Source organism: Enterobacter sp. P82 (genome assembly GCF_037053385.1).
Lineage (GTDB): Bacteria > Pseudomonadota > Gammaproteobacteria > Enterobacterales > Enterobacteriaceae > Enterobacter.
The window spans coordinates 1,231,965-1,253,248 of the sequence record NZ_JBALHX010000001.1; the positions used below are offsets into that span (position 1 = coordinate 1,231,965).

Annotated in this window: 19 protein-coding genes; 8 read left to right on the forward strand and 11 right to left on the reverse strand. The window is 51.0% G+C overall.

All coding sequences use genetic code 11. The features are described from left to right. Window positions 1-4: 4 nt before the first annotated feature. The 4 genes from hglS to WB237_RS05780 form a co-directional block, all read right to left on the reverse strand. Complete coding sequence (hglS, locus tag WB237_RS05765) at window positions 5-1,348, reverse strand: 2-oxoadipate dioxygenase/decarboxylase HglS (protein ID WP_336211314.1); 1,344 nt, start codon at window positions 1,346-1,348, stop codon at window positions 5-7. A gap of 272 nt (window positions 1,349-1,620) precedes the next feature. After that, window positions 1,621-2,139 (reverse strand): 2-oxo-tetronate isomerase, encoded by a 519-nt coding sequence (locus WB237_RS05770; RefSeq protein ID WP_336211317.1) that lies wholly within the window; start codon window positions 2,137-2,139, stop codon window positions 1,621-1,623. 11 nt (window positions 2,140-2,150) lie between these two features. Beyond that, window positions 2,151-2,597: a DUF421 domain-containing protein gene (locus WB237_RS05775; protein WP_336211320.1), complete on the reverse strand. Its 447-nt coding sequence runs from the start codon at window positions 2,595-2,597 to the stop codon at window positions 2,151-2,153. Between the two features lie 9 nt (window positions 2,598-2,606). Then, on the reverse strand, window positions 2,607-3,110 hold the full coding sequence (locus WB237_RS05780) for a hypothetical protein (protein WP_336213490.1): 504 nt from the start codon (window positions 3,108-3,110) through the stop codon (window positions 2,607-2,609). Window positions 3,111-3,247: 137 nt separating this feature from the next. Here WB237_RS05780 and WB237_RS05785 point away from each other — a divergent pair, with 137 nt between their 5' ends. The 4 genes from WB237_RS05785 (at window position 3,248) to WB237_RS05800 (ending at window position 8,328) form a co-directional block, all read left to right on the forward strand. After that, a complete protein-coding gene (locus WB237_RS05785; protein ID WP_114977284.1) occupies window positions 3,248-3,637 on the forward strand; it encodes a YdeI family stress tolerance OB fold protein in 390 nt (129 codons plus the stop codon). Between the two features lie 64 nt (window positions 3,638-3,701). Further along, on the forward strand, window positions 3,702-4,586 hold the full coding sequence (locus tag WB237_RS05790) for an SDR family oxidoreductase (RefSeq protein ID WP_336211324.1): 885 nt from the start codon (window positions 3,702-3,704) through the stop codon (window positions 4,584-4,586). A 181-nt stretch (window positions 4,587-4,767) separates the two neighbouring features. Next, window positions 4,768-5,691: a LysR substrate-binding domain-containing protein gene (locus WB237_RS05795; RefSeq protein WP_336211326.1), complete on the forward strand. Its 924-nt coding sequence runs from the start codon at window positions 4,768-4,770 to the stop codon at window positions 5,689-5,691. Window positions 5,692-5,946: 255 nt separating this feature from the next. Next, complete coding sequence (locus tag WB237_RS05800) at window positions 5,947-8,328, forward strand: glucose/quinate/shikimate family membrane-bound PQQ-dependent dehydrogenase (protein ID WP_336211328.1); 2,382 nt, start codon at window positions 5,947-5,949, stop codon at window positions 8,326-8,328. 48 nt (window positions 8,329-8,376) lie between these two features. Here the strand turns inward: WB237_RS05800 and WB237_RS05805 are convergent, their stop codons facing one another. The 4 genes from WB237_RS05805 to WB237_RS05820 all read right to left on the reverse strand — a co-directional run bounded on the left by WB237_RS05805 (window position 8,377) and on the right by WB237_RS05820 (window position 12,636). Next, window positions 8,377-10,068, reverse strand: a complete 1,692-nt coding sequence (locus WB237_RS05805; RefSeq protein ID WP_336211331.1) for a methyl-accepting chemotaxis protein — start codon at window positions 10,066-10,068, stop codon at window positions 8,377-8,379. Between the two features lie 160 nt (window positions 10,069-10,228). Beyond that, complete coding sequence (locus WB237_RS05810) at window positions 10,229-11,347, reverse strand: S-(hydroxymethyl)glutathione dehydrogenase/class III alcohol dehydrogenase (RefSeq protein ID WP_336211333.1); 1,119 nt, start codon at window positions 11,345-11,347, stop codon at window positions 10,229-10,231. A 31-nt stretch (window positions 11,348-11,378) separates the two neighbouring features. Then, on the reverse strand, window positions 11,379-11,654 hold the full coding sequence (locus WB237_RS05815) for a metal/formaldehyde-sensitive transcriptional repressor (protein WP_080327146.1): 276 nt from the start codon (window positions 11,652-11,654) through the stop codon (window positions 11,379-11,381). A 133-nt stretch (window positions 11,655-11,787) separates the two neighbouring features. Continuing rightward, window positions 11,788-12,636: a hypothetical protein gene (locus tag WB237_RS05820; RefSeq protein WP_336211340.1), complete on the reverse strand. Its 849-nt coding sequence runs from the start codon at window positions 12,634-12,636 to the stop codon at window positions 11,788-11,790. Window positions 12,637-13,251: 615 nt separating this feature from the next. Between WB237_RS05820 and WB237_RS05825 the strand changes: the two genes are divergently transcribed. The 3 genes from WB237_RS05825 (at window position 13,252) to WB237_RS05835 (ending at window position 15,053) form a co-directional block, all read left to right on the forward strand. Continuing rightward, window positions 13,252-13,620: an NlpC/P60 family protein gene (locus WB237_RS05825; protein ID WP_129324986.1), complete on the forward strand. Its 369-nt coding sequence runs from the start codon at window positions 13,252-13,254 to the stop codon at window positions 13,618-13,620. Then, window positions 13,620-14,123, forward strand: a complete 504-nt coding sequence (locus WB237_RS05830) for a YbjP/YqhG family protein (RefSeq protein WP_336211345.1) — start codon at window positions 13,620-13,622, stop codon at window positions 14,121-14,123. Before WB237_RS05825 ends, WB237_RS05830 begins: the two co-directional genes overlap by 1 nt. A gap of 63 nt (window positions 14,124-14,186) precedes the next feature. Beyond that, entirely contained in the window at window positions 14,187-15,053 is an 867-nt protein-coding gene (locus WB237_RS05835; protein WP_336211347.1) for an AraC family transcriptional regulator, read from the forward strand. A gap of 118 nt (window positions 15,054-15,171) precedes the next feature. Here the strand turns inward: WB237_RS05835 and WB237_RS05840 are convergent, their stop codons facing one another. Continuing rightward, a complete protein-coding gene (locus WB237_RS05840; protein ID WP_336211350.1) occupies window positions 15,172-16,635 on the reverse strand; it encodes an EAL domain-containing protein in 1,464 nt (487 codons plus the stop codon). A 277-nt stretch (window positions 16,636-16,912) separates the two neighbouring features. Here WB237_RS05840 and WB237_RS05845 point away from each other — a divergent pair, with 277 nt between their 5' ends. Then, complete coding sequence (locus tag WB237_RS05845; protein WP_336211353.1) at window positions 16,913-17,797, forward strand: MarR family transcriptional regulator; 885 nt, start codon at window positions 16,913-16,915, stop codon at window positions 17,795-17,797. A gap of 35 nt (window positions 17,798-17,832) precedes the next feature. Here the strand turns inward: WB237_RS05845 and WB237_RS05850 are convergent, their stop codons facing one another. Then, window positions 17,833-19,008, reverse strand: a complete 1,176-nt coding sequence (locus WB237_RS05850; protein WP_028017475.1) for an HlyD family type I secretion periplasmic adaptor subunit — start codon at window positions 19,006-19,008, stop codon at window positions 17,833-17,835. Continuing rightward, window positions 19,005-21,185 (reverse strand): type I secretion system permease/ATPase, encoded by a 2,181-nt coding sequence (locus tag WB237_RS05855; RefSeq protein WP_108089958.1) that lies wholly within the window; start codon window positions 21,183-21,185, stop codon window positions 19,005-19,007. The genes WB237_RS05850 and WB237_RS05855 overlap by 4 nt, the downstream gene beginning before the upstream one ends. Window positions 21,186-21,284 lie beyond the last annotated feature (99 nt).

Below are 21,284 nucleotides of genomic sequence, written 5' to 3' on the forward strand. Positions count from 1 at the left end.
GATTTCAGAGCAAACCGCAACGCTGTTTGCTACGTACTTCAGCCTCCTGATAAAGCGTAAACTCGTCAAACACCAGGCAGCCCAGCGCTGCTTCAAAGGCATCACGGCTGGCATTTCCGTGGCTGCGCGCCTGGGTTTCATTCCCGAGATTGGACTGGAATATCCCGGCAGCACTGACCGGCAGGAAATCTTCGTAAGTAATTGGCTGAGCGACCACCCACCCGCGTTCAATCAGCGGCTGCGGATCGTCTCCGGGACGAAACGCGTGGCGATGCGCTTCCCCCGCAGGCGTCAGACGATAGCGGAAATAGGCCAGCTCCTGACGACGCATTAGCATTTCGCTGTCCGGGAAAGCGTTAAAGATCTCCCGCAAATGCAGCTGGTGGGTCAGGTTATCTTTACCGGTACCGGCCTGTGCGAGCAGGCTATCGTACAGTTCACGACCTTTCGGGGTCAGGGCTACGCCGCGCTGTTCAATCTCGCCAAAGCGCGCGGTGTGGGTGCCTTTATGTTCACCGGCAAACAGAACCGGTTCTTCCAGCGCCTTAAAGCTGGTCTGACGCAATAAGACGGGAACCTCTCGACGAGGCGGCCCTTCGATCAGAATTTTAGGTTCGATACCGTACTTCGGCATCAGCTCCTGCACCCGGTCGATATCCAGGGTACGCGGCGTGAGGTGGTTAATATGGCACCCCGGGAAGCAGACCACATCGGCAATAAGCCGGTGCTCGTTGTGCAGCGCCAGATAGGTTTCCTGATCGACCGTCGCATGTCGATGCCAACGGAAGGTTTCCAGCGCTTCCTGCACAAATTCGTGCGCCTGTGCGTCAGTAAAGTGCCCTTCCGACTCATGGAGATCGATCAGTTCCAGACAGCGCGGAGTGAAGATGTTCCGATGTGACAGGATATCCGCCGCACGTTCGCGCAGCGCAACGTTTTCAATCAGCTCAAGACGCAGCAGCGAGGTAAAGATACGAAACGGATTACGGCACAGCGCCGCATCGTCTATCGGACGAAACGCTGTTGAGTGGACCGGCACCCCCGCCTGCGAGAGATCATAATAACTGACCGGGTACATGCCCATGATGGCAAACATACGACGCAGGGTTGAAAGTTCCTGTGCCGTGCCGACGCGGATCGCCCCGTGGCGCTCCACGTTCAGGCGCGCCAGTTCATCGGCATTAGCCAGTTGTTCATGTAATAGCGGGTTATTTTCCAGAACCGCCAGGTTTACGTCCGCGACCAGTTCGAGCAAAGTGCCGTATTGCGGAACTTCCTGCTGGTACATCGCCGACATAGCCTGCGAAAAGCGTTCCCGAATGTCATCAGCCGTGATGGTGTTCGCCATGATGTCATGCCTCCAGTGAATATTACCTGGAGTGTAGAGAAACCCGTTCCTTCTGGGGGGAAGAATTTCTGATTTGTGATCTTACAACGACAGTGGTCAAACCGTGTGCTACCCACCCCTGGCCAGGCCAGGCGGAACCGCCCTTTCGCCTCGCTTTTGTTATGAGGATTATCCTTATAATTATTTAGGGTTTCGTTACCTGGCTATAAAGACATTATTTTTTACTTTATATCGGCTGCAAATCATGCAATTTATCACACCATTTCGTGAGTTTAACCGTTATTCCCGTCAGACAATGTCGTCACCAGCTCGGCCAGCGCGTAATGCACCGCTTTTTCCACCACATCCTGGCAGTCACCGGAGAAAAGCACGGTGCGGGTCTTCGTTTCGCTCCGTATGTTCCACGCAAAGCAAACCGTTCCCGCCGCCGTACCATCGTCGCCCCCTTCCGGGCCTGCGTATCCGCTGATAGCGATGCTGATATCAGCCTGGGCAATGTCGCGGATACTGGTGGCCATCTCGCTTACCGTCTGTTCGCTCACAGCAGTAAATCGCGCTAGCGTCTCAGGACACACGCGGAGGATCCGCGCTTTGGCTTCATCGCTGAACACAACGAGGCCGACATCATAAAATTCGGCCGTGTTCTCTTCTGCGCAGAACGCCACCGAGAGTTTTCCCCCCGTGCAGGATTCTGCCGTGGTTAAGCGAAGCCCGAGATCGGTTAATTTACTCGCCAGTTTTTTCGTCAGTTCACCCACTGTATTATTACTGTGGTGAAAAAGATTGCTCATCTTGCCGCCTCTTATTTCCCGAAAGGAATGATTGAAATATGTCCATTGCGTTCAAGTATGGCATATTTAATGTCGCTTATTTTTGTAATTCCATTATTTTGACGTGCTGACACCAGAATATCATCACAAGACACATCAACTTTCTCCAGTTTATCGATTAACGGCACGCCGTTCTCAACCAGAATCACAGGCGTACCATCCAGAATGTTTTCCACCGGGGAAAAATACTTCTTCATTAGCCCAAATATAATATCCACCACCACCAGCGTGGTAATGGTAATTATAGCACCGGTGACAGAAAAATCCTGCCCAAGAAGCGCCTGCTGTGTGGCTTCACTAATTATCAAGAGCAGAATGAGATCAAAGCTGGTCATCTGCAGCAGTGCGCGCCGTCCGGCCACTTTAAATACCACTACAAGGAACAGGTAAATAGCCAGCGCGCGAAAGACCATATCCATATCAGCCTCCTAGGGGTAAATAAATTGCCAGATGTTAATCTCCGGCTCGCTGTTTACGCGGATGACAGTGTTCCATTTACCGGCTCTGGTAGGCGTCGTGAAGAATAGCACAGAGAAGCAGTCTGACTTTTTCAGGTTGTTATAGACAAAAAAAAGGGTCTTGCCGTGGCTGAACATGGTGTCCGGCTGCGGCCAGATGCTGTCGGGTTCATACACATCACTGTTCTCGCTGGTCATGCTGAGGACATACTTCCCCTCGGTTTGCACTGGAAACACGAGCTGCATCCGCGTCTCTGTCTCCCGTCGGCCAAAGCGTTCATAATTTATGGTCAGTGACTTAGCGGAATTCGTTTTGACCTTGTCGCTGACCATCCCGCTTGAAAACAGACCGGCAATGGCCGCGACAATAACTCCCAAAAGAACAATAAAACCAACCTGACGAAACGCGTATTCAAACGTCAGCAAGCGATAACTCTCATCTATCCCGGGTAACTTTTCATTTTCACGTTTCATGGTCATCGTCACCGTTTCGCTTATTATCCGATAATTTTGATTTCTAACGCGAATGTTTTTAGGACTTATCACATTTGCCACATAAAGGAATAGCAACAATACTTAATAAGTCAAGAAATCAAAATGAAGGACATCCGATGAAATTATCACGCATTTCTGCTTTTTTGATATTTCTGGCTCCAGTCGCCTGGGCAGATAATAACGGCGGATTACAAAAAGGCGAAGCCCCGCCGCCACCGCATTCGCTTGATAGTGGATATCGAGGAACCGATGACGCGCGTATTATGACAATCACTCAGGCAAAACAAATGCACGATGGTGCGACAATTTCATTACGCGGTAATCTTATTGACGGTAGCGGCGATAAGTTTGTATTTCAGGATAAAACCGGAAAAATCGACGTTATTATTCCCCAGGCAGTCTTCGACGGCAGAACGGTAAAACCCGACCAGATGATCAGTATCAACGGTTCGCTTGATAAAAAGTCATCGCCTGCCGTCGTCCGTGTTGATCGTTTGCAGAAATAATTCAGCGAAGCGTTAACGCTGCAGTTATCCATCAAATCTCACCCCTTGGCTTAAGGAGTCAGCTATGAGTGATACAAAACAACGTACGAACGCTTATCCGCAGCCCCCGTTCCCGGAACAGCCGCAAACGCCACCGGGACTGGCATCCGAAATGCAACCCGTCCCCGACCACGGGGAGAAAAGCTATAAAGGTCATGGCCGACTGGCCGGCAAAAAAGCACTGATTACCGGCGGAGACTCCGGTATTGGTCGTGCGGTGGCTATCGCCTATGCTCGTGAAGGGGCCGACGTTGCCATCAATTACCTGCCGGAAGAGAAGAAAGATGCAGTGGATGTTATCGAGCTGATTAAAGCTGAAGGTCGCACTGCCGTCGCGCTTCCGGGCGATATCCGGGACGAAACTTTCTGCCAGAATCTGGTCGATGAGGCCGTCGCCCAACTCGGCGGGCTGGACATTCTGGTGAATAACGCCGGTCGCCAGCAGTTCCGGAAATCGCTAGAAGAACTGACCACTGAAGATTTTGACGCCACATTTAAAACGAATGTTTATGCGCCTTTCTGGATCACAAAAGCCGCTCTGCGCCACCTGAAATCTCCAGGCGTCATTATTAATACCTCCTCCGTGCAGGCGGTGAAACCCAGCCCCGTGCTGCTGGATTATGCCCAGACGAAAGCCTGTCTGGTGGTATTTACCAAAGCATTAGCCAAACAGCTGGGTCCGAAAGGCATTCGCGTCAACGCGGTCGCCCCAGGCCCTTACTGGACAGTGCTGCAATCCAGCGGCGGTCAGCCGATGGAAAAAGTGAAGGAGTTCGGTGGCGACACCCCGCTGGGACGTCCCGGCCAGCCCGTCGAGATTGCGCCATTGTATGTCACGCTGGCCTCGGATGAGTGTTCATTTACATCCGGTCAGGTGTGGTGTTCTGACGGTGGTGACGGAGTGATTTAAACCGTTTAACGCTCCCCCTTCACAATGCGCAATAAAAGAACAAGGACGTTCGCTTTTGGGCACCTGCCGAAAAACATGTTGTAACTCAAACAGATCAAATGTTAAAAATATTTTGCTATCAAGTTATCAAAATTAAACAACTTAACTTGTCACCCGCATCGCTCTGTTTTTAACATCGCCTATGGAAAAAAATGGTCTGTTCAGTCAGCGCATACGCTTGCGCCATTTGCATACATTTGTGGCCGTCGCTCAACAGGGAACGCTGGGGCGTGCGGCTGAAACTCTTAACCTGAGCCAGCCTGCTCTCTCGAAGACACTGAATGAGCTGGAACAACTTACCGGTACCCGTCTTTTTGACCGTGGTCGTCTGGGGGCACAACTGACCCTGGTGGGCGAGCAATTTCTCACGCACGCCGTAAAAGTACTTGATGCCCTTAACACCGCGGGCCAGTCCCTGAATCGTAAAGAAGAACACTCCAGTGAAATTGTGCGAGTGGGAGCCCTGCCAACTGCTGCGCTGGGTATTCTGCCCCCGGTCATCGGTCAGTTCCACAAACAGCAAAGACATACCACGATTCAGGTTGCCACCATGAATAACACCATGTTGCTCGCGGGGTTGAAATCAGGTGAACTGGATCTTGGCATTGGTCGAATGTCCGATCCTGAACTGATGGGTGGTCTGAATTACGAACTGTTGTTCCTGGAATCACTGAAGCTGGTGGTGCGTCCTGACCACCCTTTGTTGCAGGATACCGTGACCTTAAGCCGCGTCATGGAGTGGCCTGTTGTGGTCTGCCCTAAAGGGACAGTCCCGCGAGACACTGCCGAGACACTGCTGAAAATGCAGGGATGTTCGCTGCCTTCCGGTTGTATCGAAACGCTTTCGGCCTCGCTTTCACGCCAGCTTACCCTGGATTATGACTACGTCTGGTTCGTTCCCTCCGGTGCAGTAAAAGATGATTTACGCCAGGGTACGCTTACCGCACTGCCGGTGACGTCGCCTGGAGCCGGTGAACCCATCGGTATTTTGACTCGGGTAGATACCCCGCTTTCCACAGGCGCACAGACGCTGCTGAGCGCCATTCGCAAATCTATGCCGGTCTAGAAACCTTTCCCCTCACTCTAACCCTCTCCCCAAAGGGGACGAGGGGCAGTCCTGTGCTCTAATCAATTAATGCGAAATTATTCATTAACAATTGCGTAAAACAATTTAACAGTTTTATCATACCGGCGAATTCACCAAATGGTTCGTAAATAATTTTATAAACCCGAATTCACTCGCATTAATCATTACCCACCCTGTAATTATTACCCAACTGGTACATGCCCGGCACAGCGGGGGGATCTAAAGGAGACAGAAATGGCATTTGGCAGCGCGCCGCGCGGGATACCTCGTATTCTGCAGTGGCTTCTTGCCGGACTGATGATGCTCATCGGTCTGGCCGTCGGCGGTTTGGGCTTTAAGCTCGCCACCGTAGGTGGAAGTTGGTACTTCCTGATAATGGGCGTGGTGATGATGATTGCCGCGATCCTCATTTTTACCAGTCGCACCAGTGGGATAGTGCTTTATAGCATAGCGTTTATCGCCTCACTGTTCTGGGCAGTAAGCGATGCGGGCTGGGATTTCTGGCCGCTCTTCTCGCGCCTCTTCACGTTTGCCGTACTGGCCTTCCTTTGCGCCATCGTGTGGCCTTTTCTGCGTGCAGCAAACCATAACGCACCGAACAAGGCTCCCGCTTTCGGTATCGCGGCCGTGCTTGCGGTGGCTATGCTGGTCAGTCTGGGCTGGATGTTTAAACCGCAAACCCTCGTGGCGGCTAACGAGCCCGTTCCGGTTAAACCCGTCGCACCCGGCGAGCAGCAAAAAAACTGGGAGCACTGGGGCAACACCACGCACGGCGACCGCTTCGCCGCGTTGGACCAGATTAACAAGCAGAATGTCAGTGACCTGAAAGTTGCCTGGGTTGCACACACGGGTGATATCCCGCAGAGCAATGGTTCTGGCGCGGAAGATCAAAACACGCCATTGCAGATTGGCGACACGCTGTATGTCTGTACGCCATACAGTAAAGTGCTGGCGCTGGATGTCGACTCCGGTAAAGAGAAGTGGCGCTATGATTCCAAAGCCACGGCACCTAACTGGCAGCGTTGTCGTGGTCTGGGCTATTTTGAGGATCGCTCTTCTGTGACAACGTCACAGATTGAAACGCAGCCTGCCGCGTGCCCTCGCCGCCTGTTCCTGCCCACTACCGATGCCCGCCTGATTGCCATCAACGCGGATAACGGTAAGGTCTGCGAAGACTTTGGCGACCATGGCACCGTAGACCTGAGCGTCGGTATGGGCGAGATCAAGCCCGGATATTATCAGCAGACATCCACGCCGTTGGTTGCCGGGAATGTCGTTGTCGTCGGCGGTCGCGTCGCGGATAACTACTCCACCGGCGAACCGCCGGGCGTGGTGCGCGCGTATGACGTTCACTCCGGTAAACTGGCATGGGCGTGGGATCCGGGTAACCCGAACCTGACCGGCCTGCCGCCGGAAGGCCAGACCTACACGCGCGGTACGCCGAACGTCTGGTCGGCGATGTCTTACGACGCCAAACTGAACCTGATCTACCTGCCAACCGGCAACGCCACTCCGGATTTCTGGGCAGGTGAACGTACCGCGCTGGATGATAAATACAGCTCATCTATCGTGGCAGTTGATGCAGCTACCGGTCAGGTCCGCTGGCATTTCCAGACCACCCACCACGACCTGTGGGACTTTGATCTGCCTTCCCAGCCGCTGCTGTACGACCTGCCCGACGGTAAAGGCGGTACCACGCCTGTACTGGTGCAGACCAGCAAGCAGGGTATGATCTTCATGCTCAACCGCGAAACCGGTAAGCCGGTGGCGAAGGTTGAGGAGCGTCCTGTCCCGGCGGGTAACGTCGAAGGTGAGCGCTACTCTCCAACCCAGCCGTATTCTGTTGGTATGCCGATGATTGGCAACCAGACGCTGACCGAGTCCGACATGTGGGGAGCGACGCCTGTCGACCTGCTGCTGTGCCGTATTCAGTTCAAAGAGATGCGTCATCAGGGCGTCTTCACGCCGCCAGGTCTCGACCGTTCCCTGCAGTTCCCTGGCTCGCTCGGCGGGATGAACTGGGGCAGCGTCTCTGTTGACCCAAACAACAGCCTGATGTTCGTCAACGATATGCGCCTGGGGCTGGCAAACTACATGGTGCCGCGTGCAAACGTCGCGAAAAACGCCAGCGGCATCGAGATGGGTATCGTACCAATGGATGGCACGCCGTTCGGCGCCATGCGCGAACGTTTCCTGTCGCCGCTGGGCATTCCATGCCAGAAGCCGCCGTTTGGCACCATGTCAGCCGTTGACCTGAAAACCGGCAAGCTGGTGTGGCAGGTTCCTGTCGGTACGGTGGAAGATACCGGCCCGCTGGGCATTCGTATGCATATGCCGATCCCAATTGGTATGCCGACACTGGGTGCCTCGCTCTCTACTCAGTCTGGTCTGCTGTTCTTTGCCGGCACTCAGGACTTCTACCTGCGCGCGTTTGATACCGCCACCGGGAAAGAGATCTGGAAAGACCGTCTGCCGGTGGGCAGCCAGTCCGGCCCGATGACCTACGTGTCGCCGAAAACCGGCAAACAGTACATCATCATTAACGCCGGTGGTGCCCGTCAGTCACCGGATCGCGGTGATTACGTTATCGCGTATGCCTTACCCGATAAGAAGTAACAGATGAAAAAAGGGACCGAAAGGTCCCTTTTTTTCTGGTGGCGCAACTCAGAACGTTTCCCAGTTATCCCCGGAAACCGTCGCCGCGGGGCGTAGCGGCGTGCTCTTCGTCACTGAGGCTGGTGTAGCCACTCGGCCTGGCTTCACGCTGCTCAAACGAAACGCGCCAACCGCCTCGGTCAGACGTGCGCCCTGTTCTTCCAGAGATGCTGCGGCTGCGGAGGCTTCTTCCACCAGCGAGGCGTTCTGCTGGGTCACTTTATCCATTTCAGAAATCGCCTGACTCACCTGCACAATGCCACGACTCTGCTCATCAGACGCTGCGGCAATCTCCAGCATGATGTCAGTCACCCGTTTAACCGCCTCCACGATTTCATTCATGGTGTTGCCGGCGGCGACAACTTCACCAGAACCCTGGTCGATCAGCGAGACCGACTCGTTGATCAGGCTCTCAATCTCTTTTGCGGCATTCGCACTGCGGCTTGCCAGGGTACGTACTTCACTTGCTACCACAGCAAACCCACGCCCCTGTTCACCCGCCCGCGCCGCTTCTACCGCTGCGTTAAGCGCCAGGATATTGGTCTGGAAGGCAATGCTGTTAATCACTGCAGTAATCTCAGAGATTTTTTTCGAACTGCTGGAGATGTTACCCATGGTTTTGACCACACCGGAGACCATCTGGCCGCCACGGCTGGCTTTACCGGAGGCATCTTCCGCCAGCTTACTGGCATGGTGAGCATTATCCGCGTTCTGTTTCACCGTTGCGGTCAGTTGTTCCATGCTGGCAGCGGTCTGCTCAATGGCTGCAGCCTGCTGTTCAGTGCGCGAAGAGAGATCGGTGTTACCGGCAGAGATTTCACTGGTTCCACGGTAGATCTCCTCCGCCCCCTGACGTACGGTACCCACGGTGTTTTCAAGCGAGTGCTGCATGGTTTGCAGATCGCGCGTCAGGCGGCCAATTTCACTGCGTCCGGCCACATCGTCCGGCATCGTCAGGTCGCCTTTGGCGATATTCTCGATACGTTTCGCTGCACGCTGCAGCGGATGGATCACCGTGCGGCGCAGCACAGTAAAGGTCATTGCCGTCAGCACCAGTGCGAGCGCGAACGCGCCGATCATAAACATCAGCCCCAGTTGTGTGCGGCTGTGTGCCTGTGCCGTCAGGGCATTGGCACGGTCGGTACGGATCTTAATCGCTTTCAGCAGTACGGTATTGTAGGCCTCGTCCAACGGACGCGCAGTTTCGTTTTCGTGGTTAATAATCGCTTCGAACATGCCGTTTTTGGCAAATTTGACCATCGGCTGCAGGCCCGCGATATAGGCGTCATAGCGCGCTTTCAGGTCAGCATCCAGCGCTTCGTCCGCGGAGGTACGCACAGAACGATTCATATAAGCAGTGAAGCTATCTTCAGACTGCTTGATACGTGTTTCTGCCTCGCTGATGTTCTGCTTCATCGCATCCATCTCCGCGATACGACTGGCGGCACCAGCGTGGATCATATTGATACGTGCGGTTCGCAGATGGTTTGAGCTGTTCGACAGCCCCATACGCACCTGAATTTCGGATGTGACATCCTGCTGATCGCGATCGGCCTGTAGCAGGAAATATCCCGCCAGACCTGAGCTCAAGGCAAAAAGCAGAATAATGCCACCGAGAATGGAGGAAAACAGCGGAACCAGCCTGATGTGATGCAAGAAGCTCAGCTTGCGCTGTGCCGGCATCGAAGTAGTGTTGTCCATGACCGTCGACTCTCTTGTAGGTAAGATGCGTAAAAACACGCCTGTTAAATAGTCATCGGCACGGCAGAGATTTAGATTACGGCTAAAAACGCCGCACTGGTCACACTTTAGAGAAGATTATTAAAGAAATGCCAGCGGTGAAAAACCGCTGGCAGAAGAGTTACTTGTCGCCGAAATGAATAACGGTACGGATGGATTTCCCTTCGTGCATCAGATCGAACGCGTCGTTGATCTGCTCCAGTGGTAAACGATGGGTGACGAACGGATCGAGCTGGATTTTTCCGGCCATGGCATCTTCAACCATACCCGGGAGCTGGGTACGCCCTTTCACACCGCCAAACGCAGACCCGCGCCACACGCGACCTGTCACCAGCTGGAATGGACGAGTTTTAATCTCCTGACCCGCCCCGGCAACCCCAATAATGATGCTCTCGCCCCAGCCTTTGTGGCAGCACTCCAGCGCAGAACGCATCACGTTCACGTTGCCGATGCATTCAAAGCTGAAGTCAACGCCGCCGTCGGTCAGCTCAACGATGACATCCTGAATCGGTTTTTCGTGATCTTTCGGGTTCACGAAATCGGTCGCACCCATTTCACCCGCCAGCTTGAATTTCTCCGGATTGGTGTCGACTGCGATGATACGGCCGGCCTTCGCCTGAACCGCGCCCTGAATCACCGCCAGACCAATGCCGCCGAGACCGAACACCGCCACGGTATCGCCCTCTTTGACCTTTGCCGTGTTATGCACCGCGCCGATACCGGTGGTCACGCCGCAGCCCAGCAGGCAGACTTTATCCAGAGGTGCCTGTGGGTTCACCTTCGCCAGCGAGATCTCCGCGCAAACGGTGTACTCGCTGAAGGTGCTGGTGCCCATGTAGTGATAAACCGGCTCGCCGTTATAAGAGAAACGGGTGGTACCGTCTGGCATCAGCCCTTTCCCCTGTGTGGCGCGAACCGCCTGGCAGAGGTTGGTCTTACCGGATTTACAGAACTTACACTCGCCGCATTCCGCAGTGTACAGCGGGATCACGTGATCCCCTGGTTTCAGGCTGGTCACGCCCTCGCCCACTTCTACCACAATCCCGCCACCTTCATGACCGAGTACCGCCGGGAAGACACCTTCCGGATCGTCACCCGACAGCGTAAACGCATCAGTATGACAGACGCCGGTATGGGTTATTTTGATCAACACTTCGCCTTTCTTTGGCGGTGCCACATCAATTTCAACGATTTTGAGCGGCTGGCCGGGGCCAAAGGCAACTGCAGCGCGAGATTTCATATTGTCTTCCCTTTATGTCAGGTATGTGGGTTTATTTTAGATAAGAGCGCAGCAAATGGCCGACTTCTGCCATGCGTACAGCTCGCTGATCCGGCGTGGTTTCCCCCGCCACCAGCTCATCTTTGAGGTGAATTTCGACCATTTCGCCCATCAGGCCATTGGCAGCACCGCGCACGGCGGCGATTTGCTGCAGGATGGCCAGACAGGGCTCGCCCGACTCCAGCGCACGTTCAAGGGCATCAACCTGCCCACGAATGCGACGGACGCGGGTAAGGATACGTTTTTTGTCTTCGGGTGAATGCGGCACACGCCCTCCTGATACTATAGGGGGGTATGGTACTATCACAAACAACTGTCTGTAAACATTACGTTTTCCGTGGTTATCATGCATCAATTCTAAATTGTTAAATCTAATATTCAGCCTTCACAAAAGCTTTAGTCTATTCACATAACTTCACTCTTTCCCATTCTCTCTTAAGAATCCCCCCCACTACCTCCATTAATTCCTCTGAACCGTTTAATAAGTCTGTATAAACTTCGGTTACATTAGCCAATCCACCCGAAGCTTCATCAATAACCAATCTATTTATTGAAGTCTTTAAAAAAATCATCAATCGTTTAATTTCGTGAGTTTCTTTTTCTTTAGGATTCAAACTTAGCAGTATAAGGAATTTCATTTTATCCATTCCATTGTGAGTTGATTGAGATCTCTCCAGGCAACTTGCAAATTCATCACTTGCATCCTGATAACGAGCTCTAAAATCCTCTGAGTAATTAGTGCCTTTATAGATATCAGTTATTACCCGCAACTTACGCTCAGTAATCAGATAGCTTGAACGGGCATCGTAGTGATTGAACATTAACAAACAAAACTCAGCAATATTATCACGAAAATCATTAATCCATTTCTGCCTGTTAGCAGAAATAACTTGTGCATTAATTGTCTTTTGGGTTAGCATTTTTTGTATTTCACGTTCTTCTTTCAATGAGGCAAATTGAGAAGCACGCTCTCCCATCATAAACAACTGTTGCTTTGCCCTTTCAGATTTTAAGAACCGCTGCTGCTCATCTCTTTCTTTTCTTACATTTTTTGCATTTACGTGAAACGTTCTCCAAGCAATCAGTGCAGGAATGATACCGCCAAGAAAAGTAGCTCCAACCGTTAACCAGAGTTGACTGTAGTCAGTAGGCGTGTCGATAGTTATTTTAGGAAGAGACGTTAGTTTCAAAAAAAGCTGTTCAACACTGCCGGCTTCAAGAAGCTTGAATGGTACGCCTTGCCAAGACATAGATTATCCTTACGTCTGTATGATGATGAGGAACTAAGATAACATCCTAATGGGCATGATGGAATTGTGAACCAAATGGAAAAATGCTTTTGCAGGCCCAATAATTTTTCTGTCACATATTTTACATAATTCAGACTGCAACATATAAAAATTTCCTCGTCCAGCACATTCTCGCGCCTCACAACTCGCTTTCGTGCGAGTTACTTTTTCTATCTGGTTTAAGCAGATAAAGTTTTAATAGAGCGCATCTCATTTATCTAACTTGGGTTAAAGGGTTCTATCGCGAACATGTGGAAATGATAAATAATGCTTGATTTGGACTTCGTTCTTTATACTCCCCACCATCAGAAGCTCTTATTTTGTCATAAAATTTAAGTTAGACTGATGACTTTCACCTTACATATGAGGGCGTAATTGTATTTACCAGGCGATGTAAACCATCCATTTTGGATTGTGATAACAACAGATCATTTTCAGCATTTGATTAACTACACATATCAAATATAAAAACCAATAACCCGCTGAAATATATAATTTTTCAATAGCATTATTTGCCTAATCGGATTGAAACTCTCGTTGTTTAGTGACACTTTCATCTACAACAGGAGTTAACACATGGCATGGAACAAACACGCAGCGGCCCTGTATGCACGACAGAATGCCGGTACTTCCTCGCAAAAACGCTGTGGAGAATTTACGCGTAAGGCTATACGTGCAGGTGGCGTGGATATTGGCAATGCACCTAACGCAAAAGATTACGGCGGTAATATTGAACGGGCAGGTTTTCGAATTTTAGGACAAGGCGAAACATTACAGGAAGGCGATGTGGTTGTTATTCAGCCCTATGATGGCGGTAATCCTGCGGGTCACATGGCAATTTACGACGGCACTACCTGGTACTCAGATTTCAGACAAAGAGATATGTGGGGTGGTCCGGGATATCGTTCTGCGCGCCCTTCTTACAAAATTTACAGGAAAAACTGATGCGTAACGTTCTTTTGATGTGCCTGTTATTGGCGGGATGTTCAGCACAGATGGATTCGCCGGAAAAACGTATCAATGATTTTTATTCGTTCTACCTTACGGCCTTCGTTACAGATACCCATGAAGATAATCTCGATTCACCAAAAATGCGTGAGTATATTGCGCACGACACGCTCTTCCGTCTGAAGAAAATTCTTTCTCTCAATGAGCAGGAAATTATCGGTTCCGATTATTTTACCTATACACAAGACTATGCCGCGGAGTGGATCCCTGACCTGAGCGTAAGCAGCGCAATAAACTCAGTGTCCGGAAAAGTTGTTAACGTCGAGCTGGGTGCAGGTAATGGGCAAAAACAGCGGTTAAACGTGTATCTGCGCAATGAAGACGGTAAATGGAAAATTTATCGCGTCACCGATACGAGCCATCATTTCGAACAGTATATTTTTGACGACAGGGCGATTGCTGCCGCACAACGATATGCGGCCAGTATAACTTCTCCATAATTAGCAAGATCGGTCAGGATTCTGGCCGTTTGGTGAGGCAAAGTGGGTCATCAGGAGGATGCAATGAACGATGCAATTAAAACGGCCTACCGCGAGCGCTTCACGATGGTGTGCGACTATATCGCTCACCATCTCGATGAGCCGCTCACGCTGGAGAAGCTCAGCGCGATAGCCTGCTGTTCGCCTTATCATTTTCACCGGCAGTTTCTGGCATTCAGCGGCCAGCCGCTGTATCGCTATATCCAGTGGCTACGCCTTCGTCGTGCTTCCTGGCGACTGGCGTTTAATCCACAGGACAAGGTGATTGATATTGCGCTCGATGCCGGATTCCAGAACCCCGAATCGTTCAGCCGCGCCTTCAGAAACGCATTTGGAAAAAGCCCCCGTCAGTTTCGGCAACAGCCGGACTGGCTGAGCTGGCACCAGCGCGTACCGAAAATGACCTTTCAGGAGCAACAAACGATGGAAGTAAAAATTGTCGATTTCCCACAAACTAAAGTGGCGATACTGCATCACCGCGGCAGCCCCGATCTGGTGAATGAGAGCGCGGCGAAATTTATCGCCTGGCGCAAAAGTACGGGCTTATCGCCAGTACGCGAAAGCAGAACATTTGGCATCGCATGGGACGACCCTGCAACAACAGCAGCAGACGCCTTCCGCTTCGATATTTGTGGCAGCGTTTCTGAAGCCATTGCGGAGAATGAATTCGGTGTAACCAATGGTGAGATTGAAGGTGGACGATACGCCGTTGGGCGTCATACCGGCACGCTGGATAACATTTCCCAGACGGTCTGGGCGCTGTTCCGTAACTGGTTACCGGGCAGCGGCGAAACGCTACGCGATGCACCGGTATTTTTCCACTACCTTAATTTTATTAATGAGGTGCCGGAATATGAGTTGCAAACGGATATCTATCTTCCACTGAAATAAATTCAGTCGAAACATTGTTGATACATATGTGCGTTCAGAGACAGTAACTTGCACCACAAGTCTCAGGTTCACCACCAGCATGGAAATCATTAAAAGCCCTTCGGGGCTTTATTTTTATTTAACTAAAAATCCTAACCATACGGTCTAACTCATCTTCTTTCACAGCACGAGATAAATAATACCCCTGAAAGTTTTTGACGCCCAGGGCAGCTAATTTCTCAAATTTTTCTTCGCTATCAACTCCCTCTGCAATGCAATCCGTTCCGGTCATATCGCTATAAAGCTGTATCGCTTTAATAAGGTGATAGTCATTGTCATTTGCTACGAAGTGCTTAACAATGTCCTTGTCCAGTTTGAGCCCATCAAAATGTACCTGTCGCACCGGGAACATGGTTTGATGGTTAGAGAAGCAGTCATCCAAAAACAATCGACACCCAGTGCTCCGTAAATGTCGCATGGTTTCAGGGATCCTGGTGTCCTTCGTGACATCAATATCCTCAGCGAATTCAAAGACTAAATTTTCGGCCCAACGCGGTTTGAGTAGCATATCGATGGCTTTCCTTGCCATATCAGGCAATGCATTCCCGGAAGCCAGTCGGGGTGGTATATTAACTGAAAAATAATATTTACCGTTATATTTATTAATACCTGACACTGCAGCATGGATAACTAGCGCCGTAATCTTTAGCCATATTTCATTATTTGAAATATCAGTCAAAAAACTGGCTGGCTTGACAATTTTACCATTTTTATTCCAGCGTATAAGTATTTCAAAACCGACACCTTTCTTGTCCCGATCGGTAATAATCTGATACACAGGAAATATTTCCCGTTTAAGTAACGCATTATAAATTTCCGTTTCTTTAACCGTAAACCCTGTTTTTTGACTTTTGCGCTTAATACTATCACTCACATTGAAATTGTGTGGGTCGTTTACCCATTGCTTGATCAAATGTAATTTCTGCATACCTTCCTTACGGTGAGTATAAACCGTTTTATTTGAAAGTTCCATTTTGTCGCACAATTCTTTAACAGACATGCCTCGGTAGAAATTTAATAAAACATCAATTTCTCTTTTGGTTAGCCATTTTAAGTTTTCGTTAGAAGAAAAATTCAGATAGCGATCCCGTAATAAGCGTGAACCATCCTTAAATATATCATTGTGTATGTTGAAACAGGTCATTACATCAGAAATACGGGCGATGCGGATCAATGATAACTGACGGTTGCTATTTAAAAGGCTACCCAGGGTGCGATACAGCCAACTGTCCGGTATATCACCATACAGGGTGACGCGTTGAATAACGGGTAGCGAATTAAGTACGGATGCCAGTCGTTTCAGACTCTCAAGGAGATTGACAATACCTTTCCCCAGGAACACCACAATGTGAGCACTCTGATTTATAAGAATATTTTTTCTGTCTCGTTGAGATATCTCATCCCCGACAAAGCGAATAAGCGAAGCCTCTACCCCGTATTTTTCCAGGATCAGACGATACCCCTGAAATGTGAAACCGCAGGCTGAGATGACAAATTTTTGTTCATCGCAAGCCCCATTTCTGAGAGAAATTTTGTGGGTCATAACTTGCTCCCGGGCACCAACGCGCCATTTCCATTTGTGAATGCATAAAATGTCATGCACCTGATGTGAATATTAATTTTACCGTACAACTTCAAGGTAAGATACAGTCCTTACTGGAACTTCTTTGCGTTAATCACCTCACGCCACACAACGTGCAAATATACTTTTCTTTTCAAATAACCACGGCAAATCCTTCATTCTCAGGGTATAATGAAAATTCCGAAAAAGAAGACTGGATACTTCATCTATCGGCTCATTCAAATACGAGAAATACGCTATGGATAATCATATCTCATCCAGGGCCTTACTACATCGAAGGGATGTTATAAAGAACAACCCGCGATTCAGTGAGGCAATATTAGAGCACTACACAATTAATGACACCATCTACAAAAAACAACCTTTGTTCTACAAAACAATGCTGCAGGAATCTCGATTTAACATTATCCTTTCCATGTGTTGTTTTATTTTTGGAAATCAGGCCGAATCTGTCTCGGAAATAAAAGAGTTATGTTCTCGCTATAAAATAGCCAGCCCCAACAGCGTTATTGCAATCATTACGATACTCAGAACCACCGGGCGCATCAGCACCTGGCGCTGCACGGAAGACAGGCGTAAAACGAGAATAGCGCCAACTGAAAAAGGCCTGAATGAACTAAAGCGATATATGTCCGGGGCATTTCTGCCGGTCAGCATTCTTTATCCGGCATTTAATATTGATGTTAACCTTTTGGATAATGACGTGTTGAGAAATAATTTTTTCCGTCGCGCGGCAGAATATCTTTTTCGGGGATTAACGTTCAGAAAGGTTTTACCTGAAGTGGGATTATTTATCGATAAAGATGGCGGTCGAATGATTATGCTCTATCTATACCTGCAGGCCATAAAAAACAAATCTGCCTATGGTGCAACTATTGAATATTCAGCAAGCACACTCGCAAAAGAATTTTTTGTTTCAAGAATTCACGTCAACCGAATCATCAAATCGGCACAAGAGGCAGGCTATCTGAAAGATCGTGGCGATGGGCGTATGTCAATATACCCGGCGTTTATCGAACTCGTCGAAAATTATGCCGGATTATATTTTGCATATGTCACGCATTACATTAACGTTGTTCCTAAAGATCGCCGCCACGCTCATCACGTGACGTCAACCGCTTAACTCAGGAGGCGTTCGGTGTTCCGAACGCCATTCACCTATCGCTCTCGTAACGCCTCTTTCGCTTTATTCAATGGTTTCAACAGATAATCCAGAATAGTTTTACTGCCCGTTTTAATATCAACCGTGGCTATCATGCCCGGAAAGACCGGAAATTCTTTGCCTTGCTTATTGGTCAGATGGTTATTGTCGGTACGGATGTAAACGCGATAGTAGTAGACGTCTCTTTTCACTTCATCCTGTAAGGTGTCCGGGGAAATCATGGTCACTTCCCCTTCCAGCCCACCATAAATGGAGTAGTCATAGGCCGTAATTTTCACCAGCGCTTTCTGGCCTGGATGGATAAACGCCACATCACGCGGTGAGATTTTCGCCTCAACCACCATCTGGTCGTCCAGCGGAACCAGGCTCATCAGTTTGCCGTTGGGGGGAATAACACCGCCAACGGTTGTAACGTCAATATCCTTAACGATCCCACGAACTGGCGCATTGAAGGTCAGTCTGGTCAGGGAATCCTCACGGCCCTTCATCACCGAACGCTGGGCTTCAATTTCCGCATTGGCTTTTGCCAGCTCTTCACGGGCGCGAACGTAGTACTGGTTTTTCATCTCGGTGATTTTATTCTCAAGCTCATTTTTTTGACGCTCAAGACGTAATACCTCAACCTTACTGGCCGCCCCCTGGGTCACCAGTGGTCGGGTTAACGACAGCTCTCGCTGCACCAGTTCAGCCCCCTGACGCAAACCAGCCAGCCCTTTTTCCAGACTCTCGCGACGGGACTGGTAGAGCGCCGTTTCCTGCTTGACCAGCTCAACGTCGTCATCCAGTTCCTCAGGAAATGCGAGCTCCGTATCGTTCACTTCGGCCTTCAGGCGCGCAGCCGTTGCCAGCGCGGCATTCAGACGAGACTCACTCTCCAGCACGCTCGACTCGGTTTTGGTCCGGTCAAGCTGCGCAAGCTGCTGACCGCGTTCAACAATGTCACCTTCGCGCACCATCAGGCTGTGAATAATGCCGCCCTCAAGAGACTGAATCACCTGCTCATGCGATGAAGGTATAACTTTGCCGTTGCCGGTAGTGACTTCATCAAGCTGGAAAAGACTCGCCCAGATGATAAACACCGCCAGCAGGGCGAACAGCGACCATGCCACCAGGGACGATCGCGGTAAGCGCGGCTCCTTCAGACGACTATTGAAACGTGAGAAATCATTCATGCCGCGCCCTCCTCTGCCACCGCTGCCGGTTTCATGGTCACGGTGCGCTGAGCCGCTTTTTGCGGTGCCATACCGTGCTGATGCAGGATCGCGTCACGTGGACCGTCCATCACCACCTTACCGTTTTCCAGCACAATGATACGGTCGACCAGGTCCAGAATAGGCAAGCGGTGAGTTGCCACAACCAACGTCCGACGTTTACCCAGCCACTTGTGAAGATGTTGAATAAACTGCTTCTCGCTCACTTCATCCAGCCAGGCGGTAGGCTCATCCAGCAGCAGGATATGCGGTGAGGTGATCAGGGCGCGCGCCAACAACAGCGCCTGGCGCTGGCCGCCCGATAGCCCCGTGCCTCCCTCGTTGATGATGGTGTTCAACCCCATTTTCTGTTTGCGCACAAACTCCAGCGCACCGCTGTTGACCAGCGCATGATGAATTTCATCGTCAGTGGCGAGCGGGTTCCCCATCAGGATGTTGTCACGCACCGAGCCAAAGAACAGGCGCGCCTGCTGGCTGAGCAACTGCATATCACGACGCACGTCGGCCGGATCAAGATGGTTCAGGGCAATATCGTCCAGCAGAATGCTCCCCTGCTGCGGCTCCTGCATACCCGCCAGAAGCTGTAACAGCGTACTTTTACCGGAACCATTTCGCCCCAGCACCGCAACCCGTTCTCCGGCACGGATCTGCAGCTTGCTGATGTTGAGTACGGTGAGTTTCTCTTCTTCGTCGTAATAAAACCCGACGTCCTCAAGCCTGTAGTCGCCGCGCAGGTGCGCTTTGTGCACCTTTTTGCCGTTCTGCGGATCGTCAATCGGACGCTGCATCAGGTCGTCCAGCCCCTTGCGGGCCACTTTTGCCGACTGCCAGCGCGAGAGCACGCCTGAAATCTGCGATAACGGCGCGATAGTGCGCGACGCCAGAATCGAGGTCCCCACCAATGCGCCGGTGGTCATGTCACCGCTGATCACCAGATAACAGCCCACCAGCAGCACCACCGCATAGACAATCGACTGCACCTCCTGCGTCCAGGTGAGCAGCAGGCCCGTCAGCCAGCGCTGCTTCATACCGACGCTGGCGGCAACGTCGTTGGTGTTATTCCACTGGTTCTGGAAACGCTGCTCGGCGCGCATCAGCTTGATGTCCTCAATGCCCTGCACCGCTTCAACCAGCGTGGCGTTACGAATGGCGGATTCGCGCATCCCCTCACTGGAGAGTTTACCCAGCGGACGCTGCACCAGCAGACCCGGAATGAGCAGTAACGGTACGGCGAGCAGAACCACCAGCACCAGCGGACCGCCAATCATCCACAGAATAAAGACAAACAGCAGGAAAAACGGCAGATCGGAAAGTGCCGCAATGGTGGTGGAGGTGATCAGCTCGCGCACCGACTCCAGCTCGCGGATCTGGGCAATAAACGATCCGGTTGATTTAGAGCGCGCGCCGTTTTTAATCCGTAGCGCATGTGCAAAAACGCGTTCGGAGATGCGCAGGTCGGCACGCTTCCCCACCACGTCAGAAATATGCACGCGCAGCATACGCATGATGAATTCGAACACGATGGCGATCATGACGCCACCAAACAGCACCCACAGCGTGGCTTCAGACTGCGACGGTACCACCCTGTCGTACACCTGCATGGAGAAGACCATGCCGGAAAGCGCCAGCACGTTAGCGACCAGCGCCACCAGCATAATGTCGCTGTAGCGTCGCCAGTCCTTCAGCGCCAGTTGCCAGAACCAGTTTTTTTCATACGGTTTGATGTAGTCATCCACGCGGGCATCCGGCGCGGATTCAAGCGGGCGCAGCACCATCAGTCCTGTTAACCGTGAACCTAGCTCCTCACGCGTTAGCGTTGTCTCCAGACCTCCGTCGCCACTGAACTGCAGACTGACATTACCTTCACCGTCCATGCGAGCGATCACCGCGATTTGCCCGCCGGTGAATTCCGCCAGCATCGGCAAGCGCCACGGGTCAAGGGATACAGCATCTGCTGCGACCATACGCATCCCCAGCCCAAGCTGGCGCGCCATCTCCTCCAGCACCAGCTGGCGCGGAGACTGACTTTCATGGTTAATAGTGACCCGAACATGCTCCGCCGAAAAATCCAGCCGATAATGCTTCGCGATGATGAACATGCCCTGCAGCCAGGGTTCGTACTGTGGATGTGTCTTCATAATGCTACGTCCTGTCCAGTGCGATAATTACGCACTGAAATGATACCTTTGCGGGATGATTGAAAATCGAACCTTCTCTAAACGAGCCCGCAAAATAAT